A 9,759-nucleotide genomic window follows, 5' to 3' on the forward strand; every position below is an offset into this window, starting at 1 on the left:
GGTGCCCCGGTCGCGGTGCCCCGGTCGCGGTGCCGGATCGAAAACGCGCCCGGGTGGGCCTCGCGCGGCCCGTCCTCCACCCCGCACGCGGGGTCAGCGCGACAGGAGGGCGGACGTCTCGGCGACCGTGATCTGCGGCGGGTAGAGGCTCATGACCTGCACCGCGGCGGCGTGGTTCTCCGCCGTGGAACCGGCGCAGGCGTCGGCGGCCAGGGTCACCAGGGCCCCCGCGTCCGCGGCAGCGAGCGCCGTGGAGATCACGCAGCAGTCGGTGGACACGCCGGCCAGCACCACCGGCGCGCCGTGTCCCACCACCGCCTCCAGCTCCGCGCCCCACTTGCCGAACGTGGGCAGGTCGAGCGTCGGGTGCGGGGACAGCCCGCGCGCCGCGGGAACCAGGTCGAACAGTGCGTCGTCTGCCGGGCGGTCGGCGAAGGGCCACGCGGCGAAGTAGTCGCCCCAGGAGGTGGAGCGGTCGGCCGTGGGCAGCCACCGCGTCACCAGCACGCGGTCGCCGAACGCGTCGGCGAGCCGCCGGATGTTGCCCATCGCGTCGTCGAAGAACGGCGACCCCCACGCGGAGTCGGGCGAGGCGAAGATGTGCTGAGGGTCGATCACGACCAGCCAGGCGTCCCGTGAACCCGGGCCGGCGGTCGTGGTCACGCCGCCTCCTGCCGCCGGATCTTCCCCGCCCTGGCGAACCAGGTCACGACGAACGACAGCACGAGCGCGAAGAACACCCCGAGGTTGGCGTACGCCCAGTCGCCGTCAGCGCCGCCGACCAGGAACAGCAGATACCCCTGCCAGTTGTTCCACGGGGCGGCCTCGGCGAAGCCGTTGAGCACGAATCCCCAGCCGATCACGCTCGCGACCACCAGGGTGACGATCGAGGTCCAGTCCCAGGCGCCGTAGCGGCCGCGGCTGTCGAACAGCGCCTGCTCGTCGTAGTCGGCGCGGCGGCGGAGGATGTCGGCGATCAGGATGCCGGCCCAGGAGGCGAGCGGCACGCCGAGCGTGATGAGGAAGCTCTGGAACGGGCCGAGGAAGTCGGTCGCGAAGAACACCACGTAGATCGTGCCGAGCGTGAGGATGACCCCGTCGATCGCGGCCGCCGACGGGCGCGGGATGCGGATGCCGAGGCTCAGCAGGGTCAGGCCGGAGGAGTAGATGCCCAGCACGGCGCCCGACACGAGCGCGAGGACCGCGGTGAGCAGGAACGGCACCAGCACCCAGAGCGGGAGGATGCTCGCGAGCGCGCCGATCGGGTCGGCCGCGATCGCCGTCAGCAGGTCGTCGTCGGAGCCGCCGAGCAGCAGGCCGAACACGACGAGGATGACCGGCGCGACCGAGCCGCCGATCGTGTTCCAGGCGACGATCGCGCCGTCGGAGGCCGTGCGCTTCTGGTAGCGCGACCAGTCCGCGGCGATGTTGATCCAGCCCAGGCCGAACCCGGTCATCACCATCACGAGTGCGCCGATCACCTGCCCGATGCCGCCGTCCGGACGCGCGAGCACCACGCCGAGGTCGATGCTCGGGATCGCGAGGACGATGTAGAGCACGGTCACCACGCCGGTGACCCAGGTGAGCACCGACTGCAGGCGCATGATCGTGTGATAGCCCAGCACGGACGCCGTGACGATGAGCGCGGCCACCACGACGGTCGCGACGATCTTGAGCCACAGGCTGTCGCCGTCGCCGCCGAGCTGCGTGATCACGGTCGCGGTGGCGAGCACGGCCATGATCGCCAGGAACGTCTCCCAGCCGATCGAGGTGAGCCAGGAGACGATGCCGGGGATCTTCTGCCCCTGCACGCCGAACGCCGCCCGCGAGAGCACCATGGTCGGGGCGGAGCCGCGCTTGCCCGCGATCGCGATCAGCCCGCACAGCAGGAACGACACCACGATGCCGATCACCGACACGAGCGTCGCCTGCCAGAACGAGATGCCGAAGCCGAGCACGAACGAGCCGTACGACATGCCGAACACCGACACGTTCGCGGCGAACCACGGCCAGAAGAGGTCGCGCGGCTTCGCGGTCCGCTCGGATTCGGGGATGATCTCGATGCCTGCGCGCTCGATGAGAGCCGGCCTGATGTCGGTCATCTGCTCATGATGGCACTGCTGCGCCGGTGCGGGGCTCAGCCGGCGAAGAACGCTCCGGCCACGCGTGTCAGGTCGTGCAGGTCGCTCACGCCGGCGAGCTCCCGCGCCGAGTGCATCGACAGGATCGGGATGCCCACGTCGACCGTGCGGATGCCCAGGCGCGTCGCCGTGATCGGTCCGATGGTGGAGCCGCAGGGCACGCCGTTGTTCGACACGAACTCCTGCGTGGCGACGCCCGAGCGCTCGCACCACTCCCGCCAGGCGGCGCTGCCGACCGCGTCCGTGGCGTAGCGCTGATTGGCGTTGAGCTTGAGGATGGGGCCGGAGCCGAGCACCGGCTGCACCACGGGGTCGTGGCGGCCGACGTAGTTGGGGTGCACCGAGTGACCCACGTCGCTCGACAGGCACCACGACGCGGCGTAGGCCCGACGGCGGGCCGACGCGTCGGCGCCCAGCCCGTCGTAGACCCGCTCCAGCACGTCCTCCAGGAACGGGCCGGCCGCGCCGGAGCGCGACTCCGACCCGAGCTCCTCGTGGTCGAACGCGGCGAGCACCGCGATCGGCGCACCAGCGGCGGGCTCGTGCGCCTGCAGCGCCACCACGCCGGCGTGCACGGAGGCGAGGTCGTCCAGGCGACCGGAGGCGAAGAAGGCGCTGTCCTTGCCGAACACCGCGCCGCGTGCCGCATCGGCCACCACCACGTCGTAGCCGCGGATGTCAGACACCGACACCTCGGCGGAGGCCGCGAGCTCCGCGAGGATGTCCGCCTCGGACGGGTCGCCCAGTCCCCACACGGGCTGCGTCTCGGTCTGCTTATCGAGCGCGAGGCCGTTGTTCACGCCGCGGTCGAGGTGGATCGCCAGCTGCGGCAGTCGCAGCAGGGCACCCGTGTCGGCGAGCACGACGCGGCCGTCGGCGAGGGCCAGGCGACCGGCGAGGCGCAGCTCCCGGTCGAGCCAGGAGTTCAGCAGCGGGCCGCCGTAGACCTCGACCGCCGCCTGCAGCCACCCGCGGACACCGGTCGTGGGCTGCGGCTTGAGCTTGAAGCCAGGGGAGTCGGTGTGGGCGCCGAAGACCTGCACGGGCGTGGTCGCGGTGGCGTCGGCGGGGACGACCCAGGCGATCGCGGCTCCGTCGCGCACCACGACGTACCGCCCGCCCGCGGCGGACGGCCACCCGTCGTGCTCGTCGAGCCGCGTGAACCCGGCGTCCTCCAGGCGACGGGCGACCTCGGCCGCGGCGTGATAGCTGGAGGGGGAGGCGGCGACGAAGTCGGCGAGGTCCTCGGCGTGGGCGAGAGCGACCGGGGTGACGGGCATGGGCATGACCTTCCTGCGCGGGGTGTCTTTCGAGCGTAGTCGCGACCGGCGTTCCCCTCCGGTTCACCTCGGACGGCTAGGGTGGTCCCGATAGCGCCTAGGGTTCCGGGGTCCGCACCCGTCTGGTCCGAGCGGCGCCACGGTCCGCTCCCGTGAGCGGGCCGTCATCTGACAGGACAAAAGCCCGGAGGACCCTGTTCGTCGTGCCTGCGCCGAACGGAAGGGTCTGTCGTGTCCCCACTCGCCTTCGTCCTGGTCCTCGGTGCCGCCGTCGCCCACGCCGCCTGGAACGTGATCGCGCACGGCATCAGCCGCGCCGGCTCACCGTTCCTGTGGTGGGGCGCGGTGGCCAGCACGGCCGTGTGGATCGGGGCGGTGCCGTTCACGGGGGGCCTCGGCACGTCCGACCTCGCCTCGTTCGCCCTCGGGGTGGGTGTCTCGGCCGTGCTGCACGTGGTGTACATGGCGGTGCTGCAGCGCGGCTATCGCGAGGGCAGCCTGTCGACCGTGTATGCGACGGCGCGCGGGACCGGTCCCTTCCTGTCGGTGATCGTCGCGGTGCTGCTGCTGGGGGAGCGGCCGTCGGGCATCGCACTGGTCGGCGTCGCCGCGGTGATCGTCGGCGTGGTGGCGGTCGGGCTGGTCGACCGGGGGAGCGGCGGAGGGCGGGGCGTCGACCTCGGCCTGGTGTTCGGGCTGCTGACGGGCGTGGCGATCGCGGTGTACACGATCTGGGACACGCACGCGGTGCGCACGTGGAGCCTGTCGCCGGTGGCCTTCATGGTGGGCACGACCCTGCTGCAGGTGCCGTTCTACTCGATCGCGGTCCGTCGCCGCTGGCCCGCGGTGTGGGCGCTCGGGCGTGCCCAGTGGCGCCGCATCCTGGCGTTCGGTGTGCTGTCGCCGCTGTCGTACATCCTCGTGCTGTCGGCGATCCAGATCGCTCCCGTCGCGCTGGTCGCGCCGTTGCGCGAGGTGAGCGTGGTGCTGGTGAGCCTGTTCGGCGCGGTCGTGCTCAGGGAGTCGCGGCCAGGGTGGCGGGTGGGCGCCTCGCTCATCGTGCTGACCGGCATCGTGCTGCTTGCGCTGTGACCCCCGCGGTTCCATTCTGGAGATGGCGCGGGGTGGAAGAACGACAGCCCTCGGACCGTCGACGCCGACGGTCCGGAGATGGATGCAGGTGTGAGCACTCTCCCGGATCCCCGCGGCGCGCGCGGTGCGCCAGCGGAATGCCCGCGTGCCGCGCGAGGCACGGGGTCAGCGGAAGGTGACCAGTCCCGCGTGCGCGGCCGTGACGAGGATCTGCACGCGGTCGCGCAGGTGCCACTTCGACATCATGCGCCCGAGGTGCGCCTTGACCGTGCCCTCCGACACGATGAGCGCCTTGGCGATCTCGGCGTTCGACATGCCCTTCGCGAGGCACTGCAGCACCTCTTCCTCACGGTCCGTGAGCGGTTCGAGAGCATCGGCGGCGGTCGCGGCGGGCGTGGAGTCGCGCACGTGCCGGATCAGCATGGAGGCGATGCGCGGGGACAGCGAGCTCTGGCCGGCGAACACCTCGCGCACGCCGGTCACGATGTCCTCCGCGCTGGAGTCCTTGAGCAGGTAGCCCGACGCCCCGGCGCTCAGCATCGGCAGGACCGTGTCGCTGCCGTCGAGGGTGGTCACGGCGAGGATCCGCACATCGGGCCACCGTTGCGCGATGGCCGCCGTCGCCTCGATGCCGTTCATCTCGGGCATCTGGACGTCCATCATGACGACGTCCGGCTTCTCCCGTTCCACCGTGGTGAGGGCCTCGCGACCGTCCTCCGCCTGCGCCACGACCGTGATCTCCGGCGCGCGCGACACGAAGTGGGACAGCGCGGAGCGGACCAGTGGATCGTCATCGACGATCACGACGCGGATTTCCTGCATGGAGGAAGCCTAACCGCGCTGCACCCGCGGATCCGCGCTGTAGACCTTTGGCCATCGAGGTCTGGACTCAAGACAGATGTGCGCGCTCAGCGTCGTCGAGAAGATGAATACAGACATCGACAAACGACTACAAAATGGAGGTGAACGTAATGACTTTCTGGCAGCAGGTTGGCAAGCTCTTTGGTTTCATTCGCTAGGATAGCTGGCGATTAGGAGATAGCGCACCATGGCCTTTGACCAGTCGAGACGGGCGGTGCCCGACATCTTCCGACTCGGACGAGGCGAGCGACTGACTCGCGTGGAAAGCATCGTCATTCTGGCGATCATCTGCGTCATGATCGCGATTGACGTCTCTACCTTCTTCACGGATCCCACCGTGAATCCCCTCGCGTCAGCGGTGAGCATCGCGTCCACCGCGGCGACGCTCCTCTTTCTGTGGTCTCCGCTGGTCGCCACCGTCGCCATGGGAGCAGTTCTGGCGACTTCGTTCTTGATCGGCACCGAGTCCCAAGTCCTGATCACTGTCGCCCTCGCATCGGCTCTGGTTATGAGGCTTGGGTGGACGCCGCTGATCCTCTCTTACACGGGTGTATTCCTCGTCGCCACGTCAGTAATGGCGTACGGTGACTCCGACGTTCCGGTGAACGTCGGCATCTATCTCATCGCGGCGACCGTCGCCGGGGCCATCGGTCTCGGACTCCGACTCGCCTTCGACCGCGGGCGCCGACTCGAGATCGAGCTCGAGGCAGCGGCCGAACAGGAACGCGAAGCAGTGCTCGCCGAGCGGCGATGGATCGCCGGCGAGTTGCACGACAGCATCGCGCACCACCTCACGGTGGTGTCGCTGCACGTGCAGATGCTCGAGGACCCCGGAACCAGTGACGATTCGCGTGAGGCCATCCGGGTGGCCGCGCGCAAGGCCATGACCGATCTCCGGTTCGTGATCGAGCTGGCCGACGACGGGCCCCGGTCGGCAGGCATGCCGACGGGCGACCTCGTCGCGGCGATCGATGAAGCACGCACCGAGTTCGCGGCCGCCGGGCACACGGTGGTGTGCGAAGGCGACCCGGGCGACGAGCGCATCCCGCGCGCCGTGGAGATCGTGCTGGCGCGCATCGTGCGCGAGTCCGCCACCAACATCTTGAAGTACGCCGGCGAGGGCACGGTCGAGATCCGTCTCGCCGTGGACGACGACACCGCGCACCTGACCCTGCGCAGTCCCCTTCCGACCACGCCCCGCCGCGAGCTGTCGTCGAGTCGCACGGGCCTCGGCCGCATGGCCGAGCGCGTCATGGGCGCGAGCGGTGAGTTCAGCGCGGGGGAGGTCGACGGGCACTGGCTCGTGTCGGCCGCACTGCCGGTGGCCTGAGACGCTACAGTGGCAGAGTGCGCTGCGTGCGCGCGAACACACCTAGACGAAAGTCTAAAAAGGTCTCGACTTTCGGCACTTCAGAGCCCAATTCGCACCGGCATATGCTGAAAGCTCCCCAGATAAAGCGTCCCCAGCGCTGCGATCGCGGGCGCGATCTTTCTGGCTTCTGAACACTCCCGTGCCCGCGATCGCGAATCTGTTTCCGGGCCCTTTCCCCTGCGGCCGAATGCCTCTCCTCACGCACCCACGGCGCGCATGAAGTGCCCATCGGTCGAGATGCCGGACGCCGCCACCGTGAACCGGACCACCTCGCTGAGGTAGCGGTCCTCCGAGGCCTCGAAGACGCGTCCGTCGGCGTCGCGCGACGTGCGCGTGAGTCGCAGGATCGGTGCGCCCCGCGTAACCCGCAGCAGGCTCGCGTCCTGCTCGTCGGCTGCGACCGCATCGATCTCGTGCCGCAGCGTGACGATCGGATGCCCGAGGGAGGCCAGGTACTCGGTGATCGAGACCTCGTCCAGATCGACCTCGAACAGCCGACGCCCGACGTCTTCGGTGTAGGCGAGGCGCTCCAGCATGGTCGGCCGCCCGTCGAGGAGGCGCAGGCGGACGACGCGGACGATGGTGTCGTCGCGCCCCACGCCGAGCGCGGGGCCCAGGTCGCCGGCGCGGCGCAGGCTGAGCTCCTGCGTCTCGGCGCCGGGGGTCACGCCGAGCTCGCGCGCCCAGCGCGTGAACGGCACCGACACGTCGACCGCCTGGTTCGCCTTGCGCGCGACGACGCGCGCCGGGCGTCCGCGACCGGTCTCGATCAGCCCCTCGGCGCGCAGCGCCGCGAGCGCGTTGCGGATCGGGCCGCGGGAGGTGTGCCAGCGCTCGGCGAGCTCGGCCTCGGTGGGTACGTCGTCGCCGGGGCGCAGCGTGCCGTCGGTGATCCGGGCGCGCAGGTCGTCGGCGATCTGGGTGTACACAGCTTCGGCCACATAGGTACATTACTTCGCCATCGCGCGGATGCCGCGGATAGCCGGTGAGTGTTCACCCAGGCGAATGGCGGGTGAACGCGCCCTGAACTCTTCCGAGATAGGTATACATCTGAAGACCGAGCCTGTCAGAGTCGTCGAGGATCACCCCTCCCACCCTGAAAGGTCCACCATGAAGCTCCGTGCTCTCCCCGCCCTCGCCGGCGCTGCGATCCTCGCGCTCGGCCTCGCCGCCTGTGCCGGAACGGCCGAGGCCACCGACGCCCCCGGCGACGCACAGTCCGCCGGCGCGAGCGGGTTCGCCGTCGACGAGAACACGCTGGTCTTCGGCGTCGTGCCCGACTCGGTCGACACCGAGACCAACTACCAGCCCCTGATGGACTACATCGCCGAGGTCACCGGGAAGACCGTCGAGTACCACGAGTCCACCGACTACGCCGCGCTGATCGAGGCCGCCGTCGCCGGGAAGGTCGACGTCGCGTCGTTCTCCGGCTTCACCTACGTGACCGCCACCAACAACGGCGCGAAGCTCACGCCCATCTCGTCGATCATCACCGAGGAGGGCCAGGAGCCCGGCTACTACTCGCAGGCGATCGTCCCCGCCGACAGCGACATCACCAGCCTGAAGGACTTCGCCGGCAAGAAGGTCTGCTTCGTCGACCCGTCGTCGACCTCCGGCTACCTCTTCCCCTCCTACAACCTGCTCGAGGCGGGCATCGACCCCCAGGCCGACATCACGCCGGTCTTCGCGGGCAAGCACGACGTGAGCGTGCAGAAGGTCGGCGAGGGCGTCGAGTGCGAGGTCGGGTTCGCCGAGGACTCCGAGGTCGAGAAGTCCGACAAGGTGAAGGTGATCGACGAGACCATGGTGCCCGGTGCGCCCCTGGTCTACTCCTCGTCCCTCCCGGACGAGGTCGCGCAGGAGCTCGTCGACGCGCTCGGCGAAGTCACGATCGACGACATCATCGCCGCGGGCATCGACGGCGCCGACTCCGACGCGTTCCGCAGCGTGTTCTACGCCACGAAGCCGGTCGACGACGCGTACTACGACCTGATCCGCGACATCTGCGCCGAGACCGAAGCGGAGCAGTGCAAGGCCTGACGGCCTGACACGCCCGTCGTCTCGCCGGCGCTCGCTCAGGAATCGACTGCGGTTCCTGAGCGAGTGCAGCGGGGCGAAGGGCCTCGCACCGGACCCGACCGCACGACAAGGAGATGCCATGACCGCGGCCACCGACACCCTCATCCGCCTCGACGGCGTGACCAAGACCTTCGGCAGCACCACGGCTCTGAGCGACGTGTCGCTCACCGTGGCCCGCGGCGAGATCGTCGTGCTGCTCGGCCTGTCCGGCTCGGGGAAGTCGACGCTCCTGCGGCACCTCGACGGGCTCGAGGTGCCCACCGCCGGCACGGTCGACGTGCTCGGCGCCGCGGTCCCCGCGCTCCGCGGTCGGGCGCTGCGCGACCTGCGCAGCCGCGTCGGCTTCATCTTCCAGCAGTTCGAGCTCGTGCCGTCGCTGACCGTGCTGGAGAACGTGCTCACCGGCTCGCTCTCGCGCGTGCGCGGCCCCCGCCTCGGGCTCTGGGGCTACTCCCGCAGCGCGAGGCTGACCGCTCTCGAACACCTCGACCGGGTCGGCCTGCTCGACCGGGCGTACCAGCGCAGCGACACCCTCTCCGGGGGACAGCAGCAGCGCGTGGCCATCGCCCGTGCGCTCATGCAGAAGCCCGACATCCTGCTCGCGGACGAGCCCGTCGCCTCGCTCGACCCCGAGTCCAGCGAGCAGGTCATGGCTCTCATCCGCCGCATCGCCGCCGACGAGGGGCTCACCGTGGTGTGCAGCCTGCACCAGGTGGACCTCGCCATCAGCTGGGCCGACCGCATCGTGGGGCTGAGGCACGGCGAGGTCGTGCTCGACACCCCCACCGACGGCCTCAGCAAGGCGGAGGTCATGGAGATCTACGGACGCGTGGCCACGACGACCGCGGAGATCACGGCCGTGCAGGTCGAGCTCGCCGACGCAGCCACCCCGGCGGGCGTGGCATGACGGCCCTGGACACGGCGGCGGCGCCCG

At 70.2% G+C, this 9,759-nt stretch carries 9 protein-coding genes; 4 read left to right on the forward strand and 5 right to left on the reverse strand.

Features of this window, described 5'->3' with window-relative positions:
* Positions 1-93 precede the first annotated feature (93 nt).
* The 3 genes from DW299_RS09620 to DW299_RS09630 are packed head-to-tail and all read right to left on the reverse strand — an operon-like array spanning position 94 to position 3,421.
* Positions 94-663, reverse strand: a complete 570-nt coding sequence (locus DW299_RS09620; protein WP_136034854.1) for a cysteine hydrolase family protein — start codon at positions 661-663, stop codon at positions 94-96.
* Positions 660-2,102, reverse strand: coding sequence for a purine-cytosine permease family protein (locus DW299_RS09625; RefSeq protein ID WP_136036452.1), 1,443 nt, complete (start codon positions 2,100-2,102; stop codon positions 660-662). The genes DW299_RS09620 and DW299_RS09625 overlap by 4 nt, the downstream gene beginning before the upstream one ends.
* A gap of 35 nt (positions 2,103-2,137) precedes the next feature.
* Positions 2,138-3,421, reverse strand: coding sequence for a M18 family aminopeptidase (locus tag DW299_RS09630; RefSeq protein WP_136036456.1), 1,284 nt, complete (start codon positions 3,419-3,421; stop codon positions 2,138-2,140).
* 231 nt (positions 3,422-3,652) lie between these two features.
* On the opposite strand from DW299_RS09630, the gene DW299_RS09635 reads away from it, so the two are divergent.
* A complete protein-coding gene (locus DW299_RS09635; RefSeq protein WP_136034858.1) occupies positions 3,653-4,513 on the forward strand; it encodes an EamA family transporter in 861 nt (286 codons plus the stop codon).
* Between the two features lie 165 nt (positions 4,514-4,678).
* Here the strand turns inward: DW299_RS09635 and DW299_RS09640 are convergent, their stop codons facing one another.
* The gene (locus DW299_RS09640; RefSeq protein WP_240745368.1) at positions 4,679-5,335 is read right to left on the reverse strand and encodes a response regulator; all 657 of its coding nucleotides are present in this window, start codon (positions 5,333-5,335) and stop codon (positions 4,679-4,681) included.
* A 613-nt stretch (positions 5,336-5,948) separates the two neighbouring features.
* Here DW299_RS09640 and DW299_RS09645 point away from each other — a divergent pair.
* A complete protein-coding gene (locus tag DW299_RS09645) occupies positions 5,949-6,704 on the forward strand; it encodes a sensor histidine kinase (protein ID WP_240745369.1) in 756 nt (251 codons plus the stop codon).
* A gap of 239 nt (positions 6,705-6,943) precedes the next feature.
* Here DW299_RS09645 and DW299_RS09650 read toward each other — a convergent pair whose 3' ends face one another.
* Entirely contained in the window at positions 6,944-7,687 is a 744-nt protein-coding gene (locus tag DW299_RS09650) for a GntR family transcriptional regulator (protein ID WP_240745370.1), read from the reverse strand.
* A gap of 169 nt (positions 7,688-7,856) precedes the next feature.
* Between DW299_RS09650 and DW299_RS09655 the strand changes: the two genes are divergently transcribed.
* Positions 7,857-8,786, forward strand: a complete 930-nt coding sequence (locus tag DW299_RS09655) for a phosphate/phosphite/phosphonate ABC transporter substrate-binding protein (RefSeq protein WP_136036454.1) — start codon at positions 7,857-7,859, stop codon at positions 8,784-8,786.
* A gap of 118 nt (positions 8,787-8,904) precedes the next feature.
* Positions 8,905-9,732: a phosphonate ABC transporter ATP-binding protein gene (phnC, locus tag DW299_RS09660; protein ID WP_136036455.1), complete on the forward strand. Its 828-nt coding sequence runs from the start codon at positions 8,905-8,907 to the stop codon at positions 9,730-9,732.
* Positions 9,733-9,759: the final 27 nt, after the last annotated feature.

It is taken from the genome of Microbacterium sp. K35 (assembly GCF_004794375.1).
In the GTDB taxonomy this organism is placed as follows: domain Bacteria; phylum Actinomycetota; class Actinomycetes; order Actinomycetales; family Microbacteriaceae; genus Microbacterium; species Microbacterium sufflavum.

Coding starts and splice junctions, on each gene's coding strand:
- DW299_RS09630 (WP_136036456.1), bottom strand. CDS start 3,421: ATGCCCGTCACCCCGGTCGCTCTCGCCCACGCCGAGGACCTCGCCGAC.
- DW299_RS09640 (WP_240745368.1), bottom strand. CDS start 5,335: ATGCAGGAAATCCGCGTCGTGATCGTCGATGACGATCCACTGGTCCGC.
- DW299_RS09655 (WP_136036454.1), top strand. CDS start 7,857: ATGAAGCTCCGTGCTCTCCCCGCCCTCGCCGGCGCTGCGATCCTCGCG.
- DW299_RS09625 (WP_136036452.1), bottom strand. CDS start 2,102: ATGACCGACATCAGGCCGGCTCTCATCGAGCGCGCAGGCATCGAGATC.
- phnC (WP_136036455.1), top strand. CDS start 8,905: ATGACCGCGGCCACCGACACCCTCATCCGCCTCGACGGCGTGACCAAG.
- DW299_RS09645 (WP_240745369.1), top strand. CDS start 5,949: ATGGCGTACGGTGACTCCGACGTTCCGGTGAACGTCGGCATCTATCTC.